General features: G+C 47.4%; 20 protein-coding genes and 2 pseudogenes. 11 read left to right on the top strand and 11 right to left on the bottom strand.

Annotated features, from left to right (window positions below; all coding sequences use genetic code 11):
- Positions 1-163: 163 nt before the first annotated feature.
- From HPC37_RS03085 to HPC37_RS03100, 4 genes are all read left to right on the top strand, one after another.
- Positions 164-1,027, top strand: a complete 864-nt coding sequence (locus HPC37_RS03085) for a CgeB family protein (RefSeq protein WP_235961345.1) — start codon at positions 164-166, stop codon at positions 1,025-1,027.
- Complete coding sequence (locus HPC37_RS03090) at positions 1,024-1,890, top strand: capsular polysaccharide export protein, LipB/KpsS family (protein ID WP_208121769.1); 867 nt, start codon at positions 1,024-1,026, stop codon at positions 1,888-1,890. Before HPC37_RS03085 ends, HPC37_RS03090 begins: the two co-directional genes overlap by 4 nt.
- Positions 1,890-2,450 carry a capsular polysaccharide export protein, LipB/KpsS family gene (locus HPC37_RS03095; RefSeq protein WP_208121770.1) on the top strand — a complete coding sequence of 187 codons (561 nt, stop codon included), beginning with the start codon at positions 1,890-1,892 and terminating at the stop codon, positions 2,448-2,450. Before HPC37_RS03090 ends, HPC37_RS03095 begins: the two co-directional genes overlap by 1 nt.
- A 117-nt stretch (positions 2,451-2,567) precedes the next feature.
- A complete protein-coding gene (locus tag HPC37_RS03100; protein WP_208121771.1) occupies positions 2,568-3,107 on the top strand; it encodes a capsular polysaccharide export protein, LipB/KpsS family in 540 nt (179 codons plus the stop codon).
- On the opposite strand, the gene kdsA is transcribed toward HPC37_RS03100, so the two are convergent.
- Entirely contained in the window at positions 3,093-3,929 is an 837-nt protein-coding gene (gene kdsA, locus HPC37_RS03105) for a 3-deoxy-8-phosphooctulonate synthase (protein ID WP_208121772.1), read from the bottom strand. The two genes, HPC37_RS03100 and kdsA, sit on opposite strands and share 15 nt — an antisense overlap.
- A gap of 157 nt (positions 3,930-4,086) precedes the next feature.
- Between kdsA and HPC37_RS03110 the strand changes: the two genes are divergently transcribed.
- The 4 genes and pseudogenes from HPC37_RS03110 to HPC37_RS03125 all read left to right on the top strand — a co-directional run bounded on the left by HPC37_RS03110 (position 4,087) and on the right by HPC37_RS03125 (position 7,877).
- Positions 4,087-5,256, top strand: coding sequence for a polysaccharide biosynthesis/export family protein (locus HPC37_RS03110; RefSeq protein ID WP_208121773.1), 1,170 nt, complete (start codon positions 4,087-4,089; stop codon positions 5,254-5,256).
- A gap of 8 nt (positions 5,257-5,264) precedes the next feature.
- A complete protein-coding gene (locus HPC37_RS03115; RefSeq protein WP_208121774.1) occupies positions 5,265-6,419 on the top strand; it encodes a capsule biosynthesis protein in 1,155 nt (384 codons plus the stop codon).
- A gap of 11 nt (positions 6,420-6,430) precedes the next feature.
- A pseudogene (locus HPC37_RS03120) lies at positions 6,431-7,227 on the top strand (ABC transporter permease).
- The gene (locus tag HPC37_RS03125) at positions 7,224-7,877 is read left to right on the top strand and encodes an ABC transporter ATP-binding protein (protein WP_208121775.1); all 654 of its coding nucleotides are present in this window, start codon (positions 7,224-7,226) and stop codon (positions 7,875-7,877) included. The pseudogene HPC37_RS03120 and the gene HPC37_RS03125 overlap by 4 nt, the downstream one beginning before the upstream one ends.
- Before the next feature lie 27 nt (positions 7,878-7,904).
- Here the strand turns inward: HPC37_RS03125 and oppF are convergent, their stop codons facing one another.
- From oppF to HPC37_RS03150, 5 genes are all read right to left on the bottom strand, one after another.
- On the bottom strand, positions 7,905-8,900 hold the full coding sequence (gene oppF, locus HPC37_RS03130) for a murein tripeptide/oligopeptide ABC transporter ATP binding protein OppF (RefSeq protein WP_208121776.1): 996 nt from the start codon (positions 8,898-8,900) through the stop codon (positions 7,905-7,907).
- Positions 8,900-9,880, bottom strand: a complete 981-nt coding sequence (gene oppD, locus HPC37_RS03135; protein ID WP_208121777.1) for an ABC transporter ATP-binding protein — start codon at positions 9,878-9,880, stop codon at positions 8,900-8,902. The genes oppF and oppD overlap by 1 nt, the downstream gene beginning before the upstream one ends.
- An 11-nt stretch (positions 9,881-9,891) precedes the next feature.
- Positions 9,892-10,803: an oligopeptide ABC transporter permease OppC gene (gene oppC, locus HPC37_RS03140; protein WP_208121778.1), complete on the bottom strand. Its 912-nt coding sequence runs from the start codon at positions 10,801-10,803 to the stop codon at positions 9,892-9,894.
- A gap of 20 nt (positions 10,804-10,823) precedes the next feature.
- Positions 10,824-11,744, bottom strand: coding sequence for an oligopeptide ABC transporter permease OppB (oppB, locus tag HPC37_RS03145; protein WP_208121779.1), 921 nt, complete (start codon positions 11,742-11,744; stop codon positions 10,824-10,826).
- Positions 11,745-11,814: 70 nt separating this feature from the next.
- Positions 11,815-13,455, bottom strand: a complete 1,641-nt coding sequence (locus tag HPC37_RS03150; protein ID WP_208121780.1) for an ABC transporter substrate-binding protein — start codon at positions 13,453-13,455, stop codon at positions 11,815-11,817.
- 266 nt (positions 13,456-13,721) lie between these two features.
- Between HPC37_RS03150 and selD the strand changes: the two genes are divergently transcribed.
- Positions 13,722-14,813, top strand: a complete 1,092-nt coding sequence (selD, locus tag HPC37_RS03155; protein ID WP_208121781.1) for a selenide, water dikinase SelD — start codon at positions 13,722-13,724, stop codon at positions 14,811-14,813.
- Between the two features lie 37 nt (positions 14,814-14,850).
- Here the strand turns inward: selD and HPC37_RS03160 are convergent, their stop codons facing one another.
- The 3 genes and pseudogenes from HPC37_RS03160 to HPC37_RS03170 form a co-directional block, all read right to left on the bottom strand.
- A complete protein-coding gene (locus HPC37_RS03160; protein WP_208121782.1) occupies positions 14,851-15,660 on the bottom strand; it encodes a 5'-nucleotidase, lipoprotein e(P4) family in 810 nt (269 codons plus the stop codon).
- Between the two features lie 121 nt (positions 15,661-15,781).
- On the bottom strand, positions 15,782-16,054 hold the full coding sequence (locus tag HPC37_RS03165) for a HigA family addiction module antitoxin (RefSeq protein WP_208121783.1): 273 nt from the start codon (positions 16,052-16,054) through the stop codon (positions 15,782-15,784).
- A gap of 9 nt (positions 16,055-16,063) precedes the next feature.
- Positions 16,064-16,341, bottom strand: a pseudogene (locus HPC37_RS03170) (type II toxin-antitoxin system RelE/ParE family toxin).
- A 164-nt stretch (positions 16,342-16,505) separates the two neighbouring features.
- On the opposite strand from HPC37_RS03170, the gene HPC37_RS03175 reads away from it, so the two are divergent.
- Positions 16,506-16,796: a BrnA antitoxin family protein gene (locus tag HPC37_RS03175; protein ID WP_208121784.1), complete on the top strand. Its 291-nt coding sequence runs from the start codon at positions 16,506-16,508 to the stop codon at positions 16,794-16,796.
- A 147-nt stretch (positions 16,797-16,943) separates the two neighbouring features.
- Positions 16,944-17,840, top strand: a complete 897-nt coding sequence (locus HPC37_RS03180) for a Dyp-type peroxidase (protein WP_235961347.1) — start codon at positions 16,944-16,946, stop codon at positions 17,838-17,840.
- Positions 17,841-17,955: 115 nt separating this feature from the next.
- On the opposite strand, the gene rpsI is transcribed toward HPC37_RS03180, so the two are convergent.
- Positions 17,956-18,348 carry a 30S ribosomal protein S9 gene (rpsI, locus tag HPC37_RS03185; protein WP_208117633.1) on the bottom strand — a complete coding sequence of 131 codons (393 nt, stop codon included), beginning with the start codon at positions 18,346-18,348 and terminating at the stop codon, positions 17,956-17,958.
- 16 nt (positions 18,349-18,364) lie between these two features.
- Positions 18,365-18,793, bottom strand: coding sequence for a 50S ribosomal protein L13 (gene rplM, locus HPC37_RS03190; protein ID WP_208121785.1), 429 nt, complete (start codon positions 18,791-18,793; stop codon positions 18,365-18,367).
- Positions 18,794-18,976 lie beyond the last annotated feature (183 nt).

The raw sequence follows: 18,976 nt of genomic DNA on the forward strand, positions 1-18,976 counted from the left end.
ATATTATGCTTTCTAACTTAAAATTAGTCTATGTGGGGTGAAAAATTAAAGTTATATTTATAGGGGATGAATTAACGTCACAATCTTTATTTTGTGAAAATATTTCACTAGTTAATTATTCTAGAAGTTTTTTGATCGATTTAAACTTGGTAAATCTAGTATATTGCTGGTAGAGTCGGCATGGAAAGGCTACAAAAACTCTTGGAAATATAAAATTGCAGCTTATCCTGATGTACCGAAGCGTAATAATCATGCCTTAGTTAGGCTAATTAACCGTGCGAAAGATAAAGGGATCCCAACTGTTTTTTGGAATAAAGAAGATTCGGTGCATTTTAACCGTTTTATCGATTCTGCAAGGCATTTTGATCATGTTTTCACAGTGGATGAAAATTGTATACCTCGGTATAAGGCAGTAATGGGTGAGGATGCATCTGTGCATTCCTTAATGTTTGCGGTTCAGCCAAAATTTCATTTTTTTGATGGTTTTCATTTTAAATATCATCGTGCGAATTTTGTGGGAAGTTATAGTCATCATATTCATGATGTGCGACGTCAATGGCAAAATATGGCTTTTCAGACGGCCTCAAATACGCAGTTGGGTTTAACAGTGTTTGATCGTAATTCTAATCGCAAGTCAGATAACTATCGTTATCCACCGCTCGCGCATATGAATGTTTTACCTGCGGTAAACTATGCTGACACGGCGGCTATCTATAAAGACTATTTGGTGTCGTTAAATGTGAATACTATTACGGACTCTAACACCATGTTTTCTCGTCGTCTTGTGGAAATTTTGGCGTGTGGAGGAATTGCTGTAACTAATTCGGCTTTGTCGGTTGAGCGATTGTTTGCGGATTTTTGTCATGTGGTTGATGATGAGGAAGAAATGCACGCTTTATTCGAGCGATTAAAGCATGGTCCAAGTAAGCTTGATTTAGAAAAAGCTCGAGCCGGCGCTGAATACGTGGCAAAACATCATACTTGGCAGCACCGCTTAGATGAAATCATGAAGGTTGTGAACCGATGAATACTGCTGTCACCTGGTTTGATTACGGCTTGTGGCGTAGATTCAACGCTCAAGCTTTTTTTGGTGTTGAGTTAAAAAAAGACTGGGGTATATGTAAAACAAGCGCCACGAGAATAGGTTGGGGGCGAAAGAAGAGCGGTTTGCGGGCGGTGAGATTAGCTAATCAGTGGCAAACAGACTTTCTTTTGCTAGAAGATGGGTTCTTGCGCTCTGTTTTACCAGGTGTATGTGGTGAGCAGCCTTTAAGTATCGTGAAAGATGATGTCGGCATCTATTATGACGCCACATCTCCTTCTCGTTTAGAGCGTATTTTAAATCAAGATGACTTGACTAATCTGCTGTCTGACTCCTGTCGTGCGATCAAACTTATAACTGAGTATGGGTTGTCGAAATACAATAACCACAGTTTTCATTTGCCTGATTACTTGCAGCATAGTCAGCAAACTAAGATTCTACTTGTTGATCAAACAGTCGGTGATTTGGCACTTAAATATGGTATGGCTGATGAGGCTACTTTTCGTGAGATGTTTGAAACGGCAGTTGCTGAAAATCCTCATGCTGAATATTGGATTAAGGTTCATCCTGATGTATTAGCAGGTAAAAAGCAAGGCTATTTGAAAAAATTTTCCCAACATCCCAATGTTTATTTTTTAAGTGAGAATATTGAACCAAGGCTTTTATTCAGCTGTTTTGATTGTGTATATACTGTAACTTCTCAACTTGGGTTTGAAGCACTATTATATAATAAAAAAGTAATAACATTTGGCGTGCCTTGGTATGCGGTTGGGGTGTTTGTGATGATCGTCATCCGCATATTGAGCAGCTGTACCTACAGGGACGACGTGCAAAAAAGCGTACTGTAATGGAACTTTTTGCTGCTGCTTATTTACGATACAGTGTTTATAAGATGCCGTCTGAAAATCAAGTGACAGACATTTTTGAAGTGATTGATTATCTCGTTACAGAAAAAGAGCGCGCGACTTTGCTGGAGGGGACTCTTATCGCTGTCGGATTTTCATGGTGGAAGCGTCAAATCATAGCCCCATTCCTAAAAACATATAATAATAATTTAGTGTTTTATGATAGTCTTCATACTTTAGTCACAAAGCAGACTAATACTGAACATCAACCAGAGAAGATTGTGGTGTGGGGGCGAAAAAATCCTGAAATACGTCAGTATGCCGAAAAGCAAAACCGCACTTTACTCACGATGGAGGATGGATTCATTCGATCTGTGGGGCTGGGTTCTAATTTAGTGCCTCCAATTTCTTTGGTGATTGATCATTTAGGTATTTATTTTGATTCGACTACAGCTTCACGTTTAGAAATGATCTTGGAAAAGTATTCGTTTTCAGCGCGGCAATTACAAGATGCAAATAAATTGCACCAGCAATTGGTTGATTTAAAAAATAGGCAAATATAATGTAGGAACTGGTGCGTTGGCCTTACCTAAGCCAAAACCCATGCAGTGTATCTTAGTGCCAGGGCAGGTTGAAGATGATGCCTCCATTCGTTTTGGCTCGCCTAAAATTAAAAAAATATGGAGCTTTTAAAAGCAGTTCGTCAAAGCTATCCGGACTCATATATTATTTATAAGCCACATCCAGATGTGGTCAGTGGCAATCGCATTGGTGGATTGGCGCAAGATGAAGTATTAAAAGTAGCAGATCAAATTGTTCTTGATGCTAATATTTTAGACTGTATTGATGCGGTTGATGAAGTGCATACTATTACATCTCTAGCTGGATTTGAGGCATTATTAAGAGATAAAAAGGTTGTATGCTATGGTCAGCCATTTTATGCTGGCTGGGGCTTAACCATAGATAAAGAACCCATATCTAGAAGAACCCGAAAGTTGTCATTAAATGAGTTAATCGCAGGTGCAATGGTGGTTTATCCATTTTATTTTGATGTGTATAAAAGTAAACGGCTAACACCTCTTATGGCAGTTATGAAAATACAAAATGAAAAAAATTTAAATAAAAAAGCCAGTCAGATATCATCTAACTGGCTTTGTAGAAAAGTTATACAACTTCGCGTTTTATTAAGTCTTTTTATCTATAAATCAAATGATAGCTAGTTTATCATAAGATTTCACCACGTCATCCACGGCTTTCACACGGGTTAAAAAGTCTTCCAACAAGTTCAGTGGCAGCGCACTTGGGCCGTCGCATTTGGCTTGGTCGGGGTTGGCGTGCGCTTCCAAAAAGAGCCCCGCCAGGCCGGTTGCCATGCCAGCCAGCGCTAGGTCAAGCACTTGGTCACGCCGCCCGCCAGAGGCTGTAGCGCCCGCCTCACGTTGTTGCAGTGAGTGGGTGACATCAAAAATAATCGGCAAATTGCCACAGACCTTTTTCATCACGCCAAAGCCGAGCATATCCACCACCAAATTGTCATAACCAAAATTGGCGCCACGCTCGCATAAAATCAAATCCTCATTGCCCGCCTCATTGAACTTTTCCACAATGTTTTTCATTTGGTGTGGGCTCAAAAATTGCGGCTTTTTAATGTTGATGGTGCGGCCCGTTTTCGCCATCGCCACCACCAAATCAGTTTGCCTCGCCAAAAATGCCGGCAGCTGCAGCACATCGCAAGTTTCTGCCACAATCTCACACTGCCACGGCTCGTGTACATCGGTGATCACTGGCACATCAAACTCACGCTTAACAGCTTGGAAGATTTTCATTCCCTCATCAAGCCCCACCCCGCGATAAGAGTGGATGGAAGAGCGGTTCGCCTTGTCAAAGGATGCCTTGAAAACATACGGAATGCCCAACTTTTGCGTGGCAGCCACATACTGCTCACAGGCGCGCAGCGTGGAATCCAAATCCTCCAGCACATTAATGCCACCGAAGAGCGTGAAGGGGGAGGTGTTTGAGAGTGTTAAATTTGAAATTTTCATATATTAAGACGTTCTATAAAGCTATTAAAATTAGTGTTATTGTAATTCATTTTTTTCACTCGTACTAGATCAAGTTCTACACTTGAGAAATTATAATTACAAGAGTAATATTGTAGGCTGCTACATTAGCTGATATACATTAGTGGATTTAGAAAATATGTTAAAAAAAATGTGTACTATCGCATTAGTACTGCCAACTTTATTCAGCTGCTCATTAATGCCAACCTCTGGCCCAAGTCAAAGCAAGGTGATTGAGCTAAAAAATGCTGAAAATGAGCTGCCAACGGTGGATGTGATTGAGGTGAACGACCAAGTGGCGCAGCAGCTGTTTCGGCAAAAGCAGGCGCAGTCGTTTAGCCACCTCAGTGGCCATGCGGGGGTTTATCGCGGCACGGTGAATGTGGGCGATGTGCTCGACATTGTGATTTGGGAGGCGCCGCCGGCGGTGCTGTTTGGCTCTGTGCTCAGCCAATCGGGCGCGGGGGCGTCAGATGTCACGCGCTTGCCTGAGCAAATGGTGAGTGAGAATGGCCGCATCACGGTGCCGTTTATTGGTGCGGTGGCGGTGCGTGGCAAAACGCCAGAGCAAATCCAATCTGATATCCGCCGCCGTTTGGCTGGCATGGCTAATCAGCCGCAGGTGATGGTGCGCATCGTGAAAAATAATTCCGCCAATGTGACGGTGCTGCGCCAAGGCAATGGCGTGCGCATGCCGCTCACCGCCCATGGTGAGCGCGTGCTTGATGCCGTGGCAGCAGTGGGTGGCGCGTCAGATAACATGCGCAATGTTTCCGTGCAGCTGGCCCGCGGTAATCAGGTGAAAACCATTGCGCTTGATTCACTCGTCTCAAACCCAAAAGAGAACATCCCGCTGCGCTCGGGTGATGTGGTCACGCTGCTAAATAATCCTCTGAGCTTCACCGCCATGGGGGCTGTGGGCTCCAATCGTGAAGTGCGGTTTGCCGCCAAGGGCTTGACGCTGGCCGAGGCCATTGGCCGCATGGGCGGGCTGTTGGACAACCGCTCCGATCCGCGTGGGGTGTTTGTCTTCCGTTATATTCCATTTGATGAGCTCAGTCTCACCGACAAGCAAAAATGGGCGAATAATGGCTACACCTCGGGCATGGATATCCCAACGGTGTATCGCTTGAACTTGTTGGAGCCGAAGTCGCTATTTTGGTTGCAGCACTTCCCGGTGGAAGATCACGACATCGTGTATGTGTCTAACGCGCCGTTGGCCGAGTTTCAAAAATTCTTGCGTTTGATCTTCTCGATCACCACACCAACACTGGGCACCGTCAACAGTGTTGAGCGCATTTCAGATTAGAGGTAACCATGGCAGAAGAATTACAACAAGCTCAACCAAGCCAAAGTGCGGTTGTGGCAAAAGCCAAAAAGCCATTATGGCAAAAATTCAAGCCGTTGTTTTGGGTGACGGTCATCGTCCCAACACTGTTTTCAGCGGTGTATTTCAGCCTGTGGGCGTCGGATGTGTATGTGTCTGAATCGTCTTTTGTGGTGCGCTCATCACGCAGCCAAGCCTCCCTCAGTGGCTTTGGTGCACTGTTACAGAATATTGGTTTTGCTCGCTCGCAGGACGACACCTTCACCGTGCAGGCGTTTATGCGCTCTCGCACAGCGCTGGCTGATTTGCAAAAAGTGCTGCCTGTGCGGCAGTTTTATACCGAAAAAGGCGATCTCATCTCCCGCTTTGCGCCGTTTGGCTTTGATACTGAGGAAGAGTCTTTTTACCACTATTTTCAAAAGCAAGAAAGTATAGGACTGGATCCTGCTTCAGGTATCGCTACGCTTTCAATAAAGGCCTTTAGTGCAGAAGATGCGCAACGAATTAACAAAGAATTGTTAAAACAGGGTGAGCAGTTAATCAATCAACTCAATGAAAGAGCAAAAAGAGACACTGTTAAATTCGCTCAACAAACAGTTGAGGAGGCAGAAAAGAATGTAAATATGAGTGCGCAAGCTCTGAGAGAATACCGCGTGAAAAATGGTATTTTTGATGTTAAATCGCAATCTGAATTGATGCTGACACTGATCTCCAAGCTGCAAGATGAGCTGATCGCTATCCAAACCCAGCTTGACCAAGTGCGGTCTATCACCCCAAATAACCCGCAGGTGAAAACCCTCAAAAGCCGTGAAGCAAGCATCAAACGCGAGATTGCACAACAAATGCAGTCCGTGCTCGGCGGTGATGGTTCGATGGTGAACCAAACGGCGGAATACCAACGCTTGATGCTAGATAACACCTTGGCACAGCAGCAGTTGACCAGTGCATTGACCTCTTTACAGAGTGCGAAAAATGAAGCAGAGCGTCAGCAGCTATATTTGGAGGTGATTAGCCAACCAAGCAAGCCTGACTTGGCGCTTTTGCCACAGCGACTTTATAATATTTTATCTACTTTGATCATTGGCTTGATTTTATATGGTGCATTGAGCCTGTTGATCGCCAGCATCCGAGAGCATAAAAACTGATGAGCAATATTGTGCGCTATGGCGACCGAACGACTTTTACAGATTCATTAAAAATCCAGAAGAGAGTGCTTGGTGCGCTTTTAATGAGAGAGATAATCACTCGATATGGACGGAACAATATCGGATTTTTCTGGCTATTTATTGAACCATTATTAATGACTTCATTGATGGTTTCTATGTGGTATTATTTGAAAGCTGATCAAATTTCAACACTCAATATTATTGCTTTTATAATAACTGGATATCCAATGATGATGATGTGGAGAAATGCCTCATCTAGAATGATTGGTGCTATAAGCGTTAATACTAGTTTGCTATATCATAGGAATGTTAAACCATTAGATGTTTTATTCTCTAGATTAATACTTGAGGTAGTGGGAGCAACGATTGCACAAGTACTGCTGATGTGTTTTTTGATCAGTATTGATTTAATCAATCCCCCTAAAGATATAGCATATATGTTAATTTCTTGGATTCTAATGGGAATGTTTGCATTTTCACTAGGATTGATAATTTCTTCATTAGCGTATTATTTCGAGCCATTAGGTAAAGTCTGGGGTACCTTAAGTATTTTGATGATGCCCCTTTCTGGAGTTTTTTTCTTGTTAATTCTTTACCGCATCCAGTTCAAGAATATATTTTATATTTACCAATGGTACATGGCACAGAAATGTTTCGGAAAGGATATTTTGGAGATGAGGTCATTACTTTAGATAATCCATATTATCTTTTTATAGTTAATATATCTATGTTAATTTTAGGGTTAACATTGGTAATGAAGTATAGCAAAGGAATTGAGCCGTCATGATTGCTGTTGAAAACGTAAGCAAACGCTACCAAACCCGTAGTGGTTGGAAAACTGTGCTGCATGATATCAACTTCAAGCTCGAAAAGGGTGAAAAGATTGGCATTCTCGGGCGCAATGGCGCGGGCAAGTCAACGCTGATTCGCCTTATCAGTGGGGTGGAGCCACCCACCACTGGCACCATTCATCGCTCCATGAGCATCTCGTGGCCGCTGGCATTCTCGGGGGCTTTTCAAGGCAGTTTGACGGGCATGGATAATTTGCGCTTTATCTGCCGGATTTATGACGTGGATGTGGACTACGTTAAGCGCTTCACCGAAGAGTTCTCTGAGCTGGGAGATTACCTCTACGAGCCAGTGAAAAAATACTCCTCTGGGATGAAGGCGCGCTTAGCCTTTGCACTGTCGCTCTCGGTCGAGTTTGATTGTTATTTGATTGATGAGGTGATCGCGGTGGGGGATTCGCGCTTTTCCGCCAAGTGTAAATACGAGTTATTTGAAAAGCGCAAAGACCGCTCGATTATTCTCGTTTCCCACAGTCCATCAGCCATTCGGGAATACTGTGACAACGCGCTGGTGCTCGAACAAGGCTATATGCACAACTTCCCGTCCATCGACGCGGCATACGAATACTACAACAATTCCCAAAAATAAAAGTGCGGTTAAACCGCACTTTTTATTTTAAACCGCCACTTTATCGCAGGCCACTTGGTGGCGTTCGCTGCCTTTGAGCTCTGGCTTGTTGAGGGCGCAGGCGCTGTCGGCCAGTGGGCAGCGGGTGCGGAACACGCAGCCACTCGGTGGGTTGATAGGCGAGGGGAGATCCCCTTCCAAAAGCTGGATGTGTTTGTTGCGCTCAAGGTTCGGGTCAGGGATCGGCACCGCCGACATCAGCGCTTTGGTGTACGGGTGTTTGGTGTCGGTGTAAACCGAAACATAATCCCCCAGCTCGACAGCGTTGCCGAGATACATCACCAGCACGCGGTCTGAAATGTGCTTGACCACCGCCAAATCGTGAGCGATAAAAATCAGCGACAGCCCCATCTCTTGCTGCAAGGATTTGAGCAAGTTCACCACCTGCGCTTGAATCGATACATCCAGTGCCGAGACAGGTTCGTCACAAATAATCAGTTTTGGCTCCACAATCAATGCACGGGCAATGCCGATGCGTTGGCACTGGCCGCCGGAGAATTCATGCGGGTAGCGGTTGACGAGGTTGGGCAGCAGGCCGACTTTTTCCATCATCGCTTGCACGCGGGCTTTCACTTCTTTACGGCTGAGATTCGGCTGGTAGTTGCGCAGCGGCTCGGCAATGATGTCGCCAATGGTCATGCGCGGGTCAAGCGAGGCCAATGGGTCTTGAAAAATCATTTGAATATCATTGCGGATGGCATGCCACTGCTTTTGGGTTTGCTGACTTAAATCTTGCCCCAGCCACACCATTTTGCCCGCCGCCGACGGCACTAGGCCAATGATGGCGCGCGCCAAGGTGGATTTGCCACAGCCCGATTCACCCACAATGCCCAGCGTTTCCCCTTGGTAGAGCTTGAAAGAGACGTGGTTGATGGCCTTGAGGGTTTGCGTTTTGGCAAAAAAGCTTTTTTTATCGTTTTTAATGTGGAAGTGAACGCTTAAGTTATCCACTTCCAGCAGCAATTTGGGTTGTTGTGTTGGCATTAGATTTCCCCCACTGGAATAAAACACGCGCGCAGGCGGTTGCCGTCAAAGCGCTCAAGGGCAGGCGCTTGCAGGCATTGGGCACTGGCACGGCGGCAACGCGGTTGAAACGGGCAGCCGCTTGGCAAGTTGAGCAAATTTGGCGGGTTGCCTGGAATGGTGGTGAGCTGGTGGCTCTCTTCATTGAGCTTCGGCACCGCTTCAATCAGCCCGATGGAATACGGGTGTGTTGGGTTGTAGAAGATTTGCTCAGCATTGCCGTATTCCATGGTGCGCCCGGCGTACATCACCAGCACGTTGTCGCAAATGCCAGCCACCACACCTAAATCGTGGGTGATCATAATAATCGCGGTGTTAAACTCACGTTTGAGCTCGTTGAGCAACGTCATGATTTGCGCTTGCACGGTCACATCAAGTGCGGTTGTCGGCTCATCGGCAATCAATAATTTTGGCCGACATAGCAGCGCCATGGCAATCATCACGCGCTGGCGCATGCCGCCTGAGAATTCGTGCGGATACATCTCCATGCGCTTTTTCGCCTCGGGCATTTTCACCGCATCAAGCATCGCTAGCGATTCGTTGTAGGCGGTTTTTTTATCCATGCCTTTGTGCAGCATCAGCACTTCCATTAGCTGATCTTTCACTTTCATGTACGGGTTGAGTGAGGTCATTGGGTCTTGAAAAATCATTGAGATCTGCTCAGCCCGAAAGCGGTTTAGCTCGCGTTTTGGCAGGTTCAAAATCTCTTTGCCGTTGAACTTGGCCGAGCCTTCAATCCGCCCGTTGTCAGCCAAAAGGCCCATGATGGCAAACGCCGTTTGCGATTTCCCCGAGCCAGATTCCCCCACAATGCCAAGGGTTTGCCCCGCCTCAAGCGAGAAGGTGAGGTTGTTGACGGCGGTTACATCGCCGTCGTGCGTGCTGAAAATGACACGCAAATTGTTGACATCTAACAGTAAATCCGATTGTGTATGTTGCATTATTATTGTCCTTAGCGATCTTTTGGATCGAGCGCATCACGCAGGCCGTCGCCAATAAAGTTGAAGCAAAACAGCGTGATGACCAAAAACAGCGCCGGGAAGATGAGCAGCCACGGCATAAACTCCATTGAGCGCGCGCCGTCGTTGAGCAAGCCACCCCAGCTGCTCAGCGGCTCCTGTGTGCCTAGCCCAAGAAAGCTCAAAAATGATTCAAACAAAATCATGCTCGGCACCAACAGTGAGGCATACACCACCACCACGCCCAGCACGTTGGGCACAATGTGCTTCCAAATGATTTTGCGCGAGGACGAGCCGCACACAATCGCCGCCTCCACAAACTCCTTGCGCTTGAGGCTCAAGGTTTGACCGCGCACAATCCGCGCCATGTCAAGCCACGAGACCATGCCGATGGCAAGGAAGATCAAAAAGATATTCTGCCCGAAGAAGGTCACCAGCAAAATCACAAAAAACATAAACGGGAAGGAGTTGAGAATTTCCAAAATCCGCATCATCACCGCATCCACTTTGCCGCCAACATAGCCTGATGTGGCGCCATAAAGCGTGCCGAACAGCACGGCAATCAAGGCGCCGGCAATGCCGACCATCAGTGAAATGCGACCACCAATGGCCACGCGCACCAGCAAGTCACGGCCGGAGGAGTCGGTGCCAAAATAGTGCATGGTTTCAAAATCTGGCGGGTTAGACATCATGCCCCAGTCGGTGTCGTCAAACGGGAAGGGGCTGAGCATAGGTGCGAAAATCACAAACAAGCAGATCAAAATCAGCACAAACAAGCTCACCAGGGCCGCTTTGTTGTGAAAAAACCGCCGGCGTGCGTCTTGCCACAGGCTGCGCCCTTCAATTTCAAGGCTTTGTTCGGCCACTTTTTCTAATAATTGAGTGTCGTCTTTTTTGGTTAACATAAACTGTCCTTTGCGGCGCATCAGTAGCGGATTTTCGGGTCTAAAATGGCGTATAAAATATCCACCACCGCGTTGAAGGTGATGGTCAACGCGCCGACCAAAATGGTCAGGCTCAACACCAAAGAATAGTCGCGATTGAGCGCGCCATTAACAAACAGCTGGCCAATGCCAGGCAGGCCGAAGATGCTTTCAATCACCATCGAGCCTGTGATGATCCCAACAAACGCGGGGCCCATGTAGGAAATCACTGGCAGCAGGGCTGGGCGCAGGGCGTGTTTTAAAATAATCCGCCGCGTTGGCAGGCCTTTGGCCTTGGCGGTGCGGATAAAGTTGGAGTGCAGCACCTCAATCATCGAGCCACGGGTGATCCGCGCAATGCTGGCGATATAAGAAAGAGAAAGTGCGGTCATCGGCAGCACAATGTTGCTTAATTGCCCGCCATTCCAGCCGCCGGCCGGCAGCCATTTGAGCAAAATGGCAAACACCAGCACCAACAGTGGCGCCACCACAAAACTGGGGATCACGACCCCTGTCATGGCAAAGGTCATGATCACATAATCGAGCCATTTGTTTTGCTTCACCGCCGCTAACGTACCTGCGCTCACACCGCAGACAAACGCCACAATAAAGGCAAAAAAGCCCAGTTTTAATGACACGGGGATGGATTCAGCCAGCAGTTGGTTGACCGTGAAATCTTTATATTTAAACGACGGGCCAAAATCACCGTGGGCGAGATCGACTAAATAATTGCCGTATTGGGTTAAAATCGGTTCGTTGAGGTGGTATTTTGCCTCAATGTTGGCCATCACCTCAGGTGGGTAGACCTTGTCGCTAGAAAACGGGCTGCCTGGTGCAAGGCGCATCATAAAAAAAGACAGCGTGATCAAAATAAACAACGTTGGAATTGCTTGCAAGAGCCGTCGAAAAATCAGTTTAAGCATGGGGTTTCAATTCGTTAAAAAAAGGGAAAGTGCGGTCAGCTATGCTAACCGCACTTTGCGCTAAGCCAAATTAATGTTTGATGATGTAAACATCTTTCATGTAATAAGCCTGTGTTGGGTTGTCGGCCGCAAAGCCTTTCACATAGCTTTTCACCAAACGCGGTTGCACGTAGTGATATACGTTAATCGCTGGCATATCTTGGTTCAACAACGCTTCCGCTTTGCCGTAGTCTTCCGCACGGCCTTCATCGGTGGCGTTGACTTTGGCATCGGCCATGAGTTTATCATACTCAGGGTTGTTATAAAACGCAGTATTGGCCGTGAAGTTTGACAAATAGTAGTTCAAGAAGGTGGTCGGCTCGTTGTAGTCGGCACACCAGCCAGCGCGGGCCACATCAAAGTTGGCGCTGTGGCGGGTGTCGATGTAGGTTTTCCACTCTTGGTTTTCAAGCTTCATGTTCACCGCACCGTTGAGGTTTTTCTTCCAAATGGAGTTGGCAGCAATGGCCACTTTTTTGTGGTTTTCATCGGTGTTGTAAAGCAGGCTGAAGTTCAGCGGTTTGTCTTTAGTAAAGCCCGCTTCGGCTAGCAATTTTTGCGCTTCTTCATTGCGTTTGTCTTGGCTCCAGCTCGCCCATTCTGGGTCTTTGATGCCATCAGAGCCGAGCACCGCAGGCGGGGTAAAGACATAAGCCGGTTTTTGGCCTTGGGCGAGCACTTTGTCGGTGATGATGTTGCGGTCAAGCGACATCGCCAACGCACGGCGTACGCGAGCATCGTCAAATGGGGCTTTTTTGGTGTTGAACTCAAAGTTGTAAGTACACAAAATTGGGCTCACCAGCAGCTCATCTGGCAGCTCTTTTTTGAGTTTTTGGAACATTTCAGGCGGCAGGGATTTACCGGTGATGTCCACTTCACCTGCGCGGTAGCGGTTCACGTCGGTGCTCGCTTCCACAATCGGCAAATAGGTCACTTTGTTCAGCACGGTGTGCTCGTTGTCCCAGTAGTGTGGGTTGCGCACCAGCACGATTTTTTCATTCACACGGTGATCGTCAAGTTTGAACGCACCGTTGCCCACCAAGTGGCCCACTTTAGTCCATTGATCGCCGTATTTTTCAACCACGTTTTTGTTCACTGGCAGCAGGGCATAGTGCTCAACAAGTTTGTCGATGTATGGTACAGGGGCGTCAAGTTCCATCACAAAAGTGTGGTCGTCAAGTGCTTTCAAGCCCAATTCGCTTGGTGGTTTTTTGCCCGTGATAACGTCTTTGACGTTTTTCACAGAGGCAAATTCCAAAAAGGTTTGATAAGGGCTGGCGGTTTTCGGGTCAGTCAAACGTTGCCATGAATAGACAAAATCTTGCGCGGTGACAGGGTCGCCGTTGGACCATTTGGCGTTGTCACGCAGGTGGAATGTCCAAGTTTTGTAATCGTCGGAGTGCTCCCAAGATTTGGCCACGCCTGGCAAAATTTTGCCGTCGTTGTCGGAGGTGACAAGGCCTTCATAGAGTTGGTGGGTCACGTTGCCTTCAACGTCGCCTTGAATTTTGGCCGGATCAAGACTGGCAGGCTCGGATGAGTTGTTGTAAATCAGCTCTTGTTTGTCGGCCAACTCGGTGCCTGCAGGCACTTGTGCGGCCAGTGCGCTGAGGCTGAGGGTGCTCACGCCAAGCGCGATGGCTAAGCTTAATTTGGATAGACGAAGTGTCATAACATTCTCCTTAATCGCCACAATGGCAGTTCAACAGATGTAAAGCGCTATTTTTTCATAAATTCGCAATAAATTAAATAATCCATTGCATAAATTTGTGTAATTCTTCTCTCTGCTATATTTTTATAAAATACGCGTTCTTTTTTAACCGAATCGGCAAAAATCACCTACAAACGTTATGCCTTTGTTATGCAAATGCGCCGAGCAAAGCATAAAGTGCGGTTTTGTGCTATCCTGTGCCTATGCGCACAACCCAAGGAGCGAAGATGAAAGAACATTCCCTTAATGAAAACGACGAACAACAATTTAATAATGTGGTCAGTGATGTAATTCGCCTCACCCAATACAGCCATGGCGCGGGCTGTGGCTGCAAAATTGCATCCAAAGTGCTGGATAAAATTCTCCATTCTGAAGCGGGCAAATGGCTTGACCCGCATTTGCTGGTGGGCAACGACAGCCGCGATGACGCCGCGGTGTACGACATCGGCAATGGCACGGGGATCATCTCCACCACCGACTTTTTCATGCCGATTGTTGACGACCCGTTCACCTTTGGGCGCATTGCCGCTACCAATGCGATCAGCGACATTTTCGCCATGGGCGGCCGGCCGATTATGGCGATTGCGATTTTAGGCTTTCCTATCGACAAGCTGCCGCCTGAAGTGGCGCGTCGGATTGTCGACGGCGGGCGCACTGCGTGCAAAGAAGCGGGCATCTCCCTGGCGGGCGGCCACAGCATTGACTCGCCCGAGCCGATTTTTGGCCTGGCGGTGACAGGCATCATCGCCACCGACAAAGTCAAACAAAACAATCAAGCGCAGGCTGGCGACAAGCTCTTTTTAACCAAGCCATTGGGCATCGGCATTTACACCACTGCGGAGAAAAAGGGCAAACTCAAAGCCGCCCATGTGGGCAAAGCCGCCGAGCTGATGTGTCAAATGAACAAAATTGGCGCGGATTTTGCCGAGCTCAGTGATGTGCACGCCCTCACCGATGTGACAGGCTTTGGGCTACTAGGTCACTTAAGTGAAATTTGCCAAGGCTCGAACGTGCAGGCGAAAGTGCGGTTTGCCGATGTGCCGCGCTTAAGTGATCTCGATTATTACCTTGAAAAGGGCTGCATTCCAGGCGGCAGCAAGCGCAATTTCGACAGCTACGGGCACCACATTGGGCCGATGAGCGACAAGCAACGCGCTATTTTGTGTGACCCACAAACCTCCGGCGGCTTGCTGGTGGCCGTGAGCCTTGACGGCGTGGCAGATCTCAAAGCCACCGCCGCGGCGCAAGGCGTGGCATTGTATGAAATCGGTGAGCTAACCACCGTGCGAGCATGCCAGCCGTTAATTAGCGTGGTTTAAAGCGCAAAAAAAGTGCGGTCAAACCGCACTTTGTGTTTTATTTGCCGCTCCAGGCTTTGAGGGCATCTTCACGGGCTTTGAGTTTGCCAGCGTTGTCTTTTTTGAAGTAGCCATCAGCCAAGCCGCCTTCCCAGTCGCCGTAGTTCGGGTTTGGCAACACGATGAATTTTTTACCGAAGAGTTTGGCATTTTGTGCCACAAAATCGCGGCGTTCGCTATTGAGTTTGTGGTAGGTGGCATCACCAAAGTCGTTAAGGTTGTCGCCGACATACAGCACAATTTCATAACCTTGTTTTTCAATTTCAGCAAAGCGGGCAGATTTGGCCGATTTGTCGGTTTTCAACAACACAGTTTTGTCACTCACGCCAGTGAAGCCAAGCTGTTTCATGTTGTCCACTGTGCCGTCAAACTCGCCTTTGGCTTTGCGGTTGGATACATAAAACATGGTGCCGCCATGGCTGTTGACATAATTGGCAAAGGCCACCGCACCAGGCAAGGCTGTGGCTTGGCGAGCGTTGACCCATTGTGTCCAGGTGTCGCCACTGAAGCTTTTGCCGTTTTTGGCCTGCCAGGCAGCATAGGCGCTGTTGTCGACCAAGGTTTCGTCAAGGTCGGCCACCACGGCCTTTTTCTTGCCTTTGCGCACTTTGGCGTGGTCAAATGCCACTTTGGCGGTATTGAATGCTTGGTAGGCCAGCGCTTGGTATTCACCTGATTGCTGCATCCAGTTCACACCCATCACGCTTTGCTGTGTCAATTGCGCCTCGCCGTTGTCAGATTGCACCGCGCAACCTGTCAACGCCACCACAACCGACAACGACAACACCCCAAGTTTCCACTGTTTCATACAACTCTCCTTATAGATTAAAAAAACGCCACTTCATTATTATTTCAAAATCAAGCTAGCGCAAGCGCATTTTGTCAAAATGTGATGCAGCCCGTGATTTTTGAAAATAGCGGCCATTTTTTTAAGCAAACATCAGTTGCACGCCAACAGGTTTGTGTTGCTTTGCCTTCCACAAATCATACTCTACTTGCATTGAAAGCCACATATCTGGACTGGTGTTTAAGGCCGCGGCCAAACGCAGTGCCATTTCAGCACTAATGCCTGAGTGACCATTTAAAATGCGCGAGAGTGTGGCCCGAGTGACACCAAGCTTTTTCGCCGCCAGTGTGACAGAAATCCCATCAAGGTACTCTTTGAGCACTTCACCAGGATGCGCAGGGTTATGCATGTTCATTCTTACCTCCTAGTGGTAATCCTGATAATTGACAATGTACGCATTGCCGTTTTCAAACTTAAAGGTGACCCGCCAGTTGCCATTGACAGAGATCGCCCAATGTCCTTTTAAGTCGCCTTTCAACGGATGGAGTTGCCATGAAGGCGCGTTCAAATCTTCAACTTTTGCGGCACTGTTAAGTGCAGTTAATTGCAATCGCAATTTTGCTGCGTGTTTGACTTGAATGCCAGCGGTGGATCCAGTCGTAAAAAGCGTTCAAGTCCTTTATGGGCAAAAGATTTAATCATAACTCTCTCTTTGATTGGTATGCTGTAACCATACACTATACAATTGTTTTTATCAAGCCTAATATGGATTATAACAAATCATTATAACTTGCTTTTTGTAGCTACAATTAGGTAAGATTATCGCATAAACCCTACTGTAAATGCCTAATTGACAAGGGGGCGAAATGAACAAAAAACCATTAACCAATAATCAAGGTGAGGTTCGCGAGTTAACTCAAGCCGATTTTGCCTTGGCCAAACCGCTTAAAGAGGTGATGCCGCCTGAGTTTGTCGACAGAGCATTGGCGCACACCCAAGAACGCAAGCGAGTGCGTGGCAAGCAAAAAGCACCAACCAAGCAGCTGGTCACGTTGCGCCTTTCGCCAGAGGTGATCGCCGCGTTCAAAGCTACGGGCAAAGGCTGGCAAAGCCGCATTAATGAAACATTGCTCAATTATGTCAAAACATTAGGCTAATCTAATACCCAAGCCACGCGTTGCGTGGCTTTTTTTGTGCCAGCTAAAGTGCGGTCGGCATGACCTATATCAAATTCAGTGCAATGTGATTTTGATATGGCGCGATTTGGGGTAGAATAGCGCGATAATAACAACGAAGGAGTGATTATGTCTGCACAAAGCGGAATTTTGTTAGAGCACTGTCGCGCGGGGATTTTTATTGAAGCGCAGGTGCAGGATTTGGCGTGGGTGAAACGCCAGTGTCGTACTTTTTTGGATAATATTGGGCAGTTGCAACACCAATATCCTGATGCGGGCCTTGGCGCTGTGTTGGCCTTTGGTCATGGGATTTGGACACAAATCAAAAATGAAGGCTCCGCGCCTGAGCTCAAGCCTTTCACCACGCTAGGCAAAGGCAATTTGAGTGCGCCGGCGACCCAGCGCGATATGCTAATTCATATCCAAGCGCTGCGCCAAGATGTTTGCTTTTCAGCAGGTTTGATGGCGATGGAGGTTTTCGGCCAAGGGATTGAGGTTGAGGAAGAAACCCACGGCTTCCGCTGGGTTGATGAGCGGGATTTAACCGGCTTTGTTGACGGCACCGAAAACCCCGTGACGGCCGATCGCCCGCGTGTGGCGGTGATTGCCGACGGGCAAGATGCAGGCGGCAGCTATTTGTTTGTGCAGCGCTACGAGCACCAGCTGGCCAAATGGCACAAATTGACCGACGCCAAGCAAGAAAATGTGATTGGCCGCACCAAGCCTGACAGCATCGAGCTTGATGATGTGCCAGACACCTCGCATGTAGGAAGGGTGGATTTGAAAGAAAACGGCGAAGGCTTGAAAATTTTACGCCAAAGCCTGCCTTATGGCAAAGTCAGCGGCGCTCATGGGCTCTATTTTGCCTCTTATTGCGCGCGGTTGCACAACATTGAGCAACAGCTGCTGAGCATGTTCGGGGAGCTTGATGGCAAAACCGACCGCATTTTAGGCTTCACCAAAGCGGTCAGTGGCGGCTATTATTACGCGCCATCGGTTGAGCAACTTGAGGCGTTAAGCGAATAACATCAAGTGCGGTTGAGTAAAAGTGCGGTTGGCTGAGGCGAACCGCACTTTTTTGTGTGTGATAGGCAATAAAAAAGCCGATGAAACATCGGCTTTTGTTGGGTAAACGTAAAAATTAACGTTTTGAGAATTGTGGACGACGACGTGCTTTGCGAAGACCCACTTTTTTACGTTCAACGCGACGCGCGTCACGTGTTACGAAGCCTGCAGCACGCAGTGCTGGGCGAAGGGTTTCGTCGTATTCCATCAATGCACGAGTGATACCGTGACGGATAGCACCAGCTTGACCAGAAATACCACCACCTTTAACAGTGATGTAGAGGTCTAACTTGTCGGTTAATTCCACTAATTCCAACGGCTGACGTACGATCATGCGTGAAGTTTCACGGCCGAAGTAAACGTCGAGTTCACGTTGATTGATAGTGATTTTACCACTGCCCGGTTTGATAAACACGCGGGCTGAAGAGCTTTTGCGGCGGCCTGTGCCGTAGTTTTGATTCTCTGCCATAGTCTTGACCCCGTGATTAAATGTCTAATACTTGTGGTTGCTGTGCAGCATGATTATGCTCAGCGCCAGCGTACACTTTCAATTTACGATACATCGCACGACCCAATGGGCCTTTTGGCAACATACCCTTAACTGCGATTTCAATCACACGCTCAGGACGACGTTCGATCATCTCAGCAAAAGTCGCTTGCTTGATTCCACCAATGTGGCCTGTGTGCCAGTAATACATTTTATCGCTGTGTTTTTTGCCAGTAACAGCAACTTTCTCAGCGTTGATTACGATGATGTAATCACCTGTATCGACGTGTGGAGTGTATTCAGCTTTGTGTTTACCACGTAAGCGACTTGCGATTTCCGTAGCGAGGCGACCTAATGTTTTACCTGTCGCATCCACTACATACCAGTCACGTTTGACGGTTTCTGGTTTTGCTACAAAAGTTTTCATTAAAAATACCATTTATAAAAATTTAAACCCTATGCTCAAAGAGCACACCTTAAACTGTCAAGCCACCCCTTCGAGTGTTTGTTACAGTTAAAAATTTTACACGGCTGGGAAAACCAATGTAATAACAGGGTCGCAAGATTATACTGAATCTAAAATCAAATTGCGAATTTTTTTCGCAAAAAA

It is taken from the genome of Spirabiliibacterium mucosae, assembly GCF_014884965.1.
GTDB classification, from domain to species: domain Bacteria; phylum Pseudomonadota; class Gammaproteobacteria; order Enterobacterales; family Pasteurellaceae; genus Spirabiliibacterium; species Spirabiliibacterium mucosae.

What these genes read in the sequence shown, in the direction of transcription:
- oppD (WP_208121777.1), bottom strand. Translation starts at nt 9,880, where the DNA reads ATGCAACATACACAATCGGATTTACTGTTAGATGTCAACAATTTGCGT.
- HPC37_RS03165 (WP_208121783.1), bottom strand. Translation starts at nt 16,054, where the DNA reads ATGAACATGCATAACCCTGCGCATCCTGGTGAAGTGCTCAAAGAGTAC.
- oppB (WP_208121779.1), bottom strand. Translation starts at nt 11,744, where the DNA reads ATGCTTAAACTGATTTTTCGACGGCTCTTGCAAGCAATTCCAACGTTG.
- oppF (WP_208121776.1), bottom strand. Translation starts at nt 8,900, where the DNA reads ATGCCAACACAACAACCCAAATTGCTGCTGGAAGTGGATAACTTAAGC.
- HPC37_RS03175 (WP_208121784.1), top strand. Translation starts at nt 16,506, where the DNA reads ATGAACAAAAAACCATTAACCAATAATCAAGGTGAGGTTCGCGAGTTA.
- HPC37_RS03090 (WP_208121769.1), top strand. Translation starts at nt 1,024, where the DNA reads ATGAATACTGCTGTCACCTGGTTTGATTACGGCTTGTGGCGTAGATTC.
- rplM (WP_208121785.1), bottom strand. Translation starts at nt 18,793, where the DNA reads ATGAAAACTTTTGTAGCAAAACCAGAAACCGTCAAACGTGACTGGTAT.
- HPC37_RS03160 (WP_208121782.1), bottom strand. Translation starts at nt 15,660, where the DNA reads ATGAAACAGTGGAAACTTGGGGTGTTGTCGTTGTCGGTTGTGGTGGCG.
- HPC37_RS03095 (WP_208121770.1), top strand. Translation starts at nt 1,890, where the DNA reads ATGGAACTTTTTGCTGCTGCTTATTTACGATACAGTGTTTATAAGATG.
- rpsI (WP_208117633.1), bottom strand. Translation starts at nt 18,348, where the DNA reads ATGGCAGAGAATCAAAACTACGGCACAGGCCGCCGCAAAAGCTCTTCA.
- kdsA (WP_208121772.1), bottom strand. Translation starts at nt 3,929, where the DNA reads ATGAAAATTTCAAATTTAACACTCTCAAACACCTCCCCCTTCACGCTC.
- HPC37_RS03115 (WP_208121774.1), top strand. Translation starts at nt 5,265, where the DNA reads ATGGCAGAAGAATTACAACAAGCTCAACCAAGCCAAAGTGCGGTTGTG.
- HPC37_RS03100 (WP_208121771.1), top strand. Translation starts at nt 2,568, where the DNA reads ATGGAGCTTTTAAAAGCAGTTCGTCAAAGCTATCCGGACTCATATATT.
- HPC37_RS03125 (WP_208121775.1), top strand. Translation starts at nt 7,224, where the DNA reads ATGATTGCTGTTGAAAACGTAAGCAAACGCTACCAAACCCGTAGTGGT.
- HPC37_RS03180 (WP_235961347.1), top strand. Translation starts at nt 16,944, where the DNA reads ATGTCTGCACAAAGCGGAATTTTGTTAGAGCACTGTCGCGCGGGGATT.
- HPC37_RS03110 (WP_208121773.1), top strand. Translation starts at nt 4,087, where the DNA reads ATGTTAAAAAAAATGTGTACTATCGCATTAGTACTGCCAACTTTATTC.
- selD (WP_208121781.1), top strand. Translation starts at nt 13,722, where the DNA reads ATGAAAGAACATTCCCTTAATGAAAACGACGAACAACAATTTAATAAT.
- oppC (WP_208121778.1), bottom strand. Translation starts at nt 10,803, where the DNA reads ATGTTAACCAAAAAAGACGACACTCAATTATTAGAAAAAGTGGCCGAA.
- HPC37_RS03150 (WP_208121780.1), bottom strand. Translation starts at nt 13,455, where the DNA reads ATGACACTTCGTCTATCCAAATTAAGCTTAGCCATCGCGCTTGGCGTG.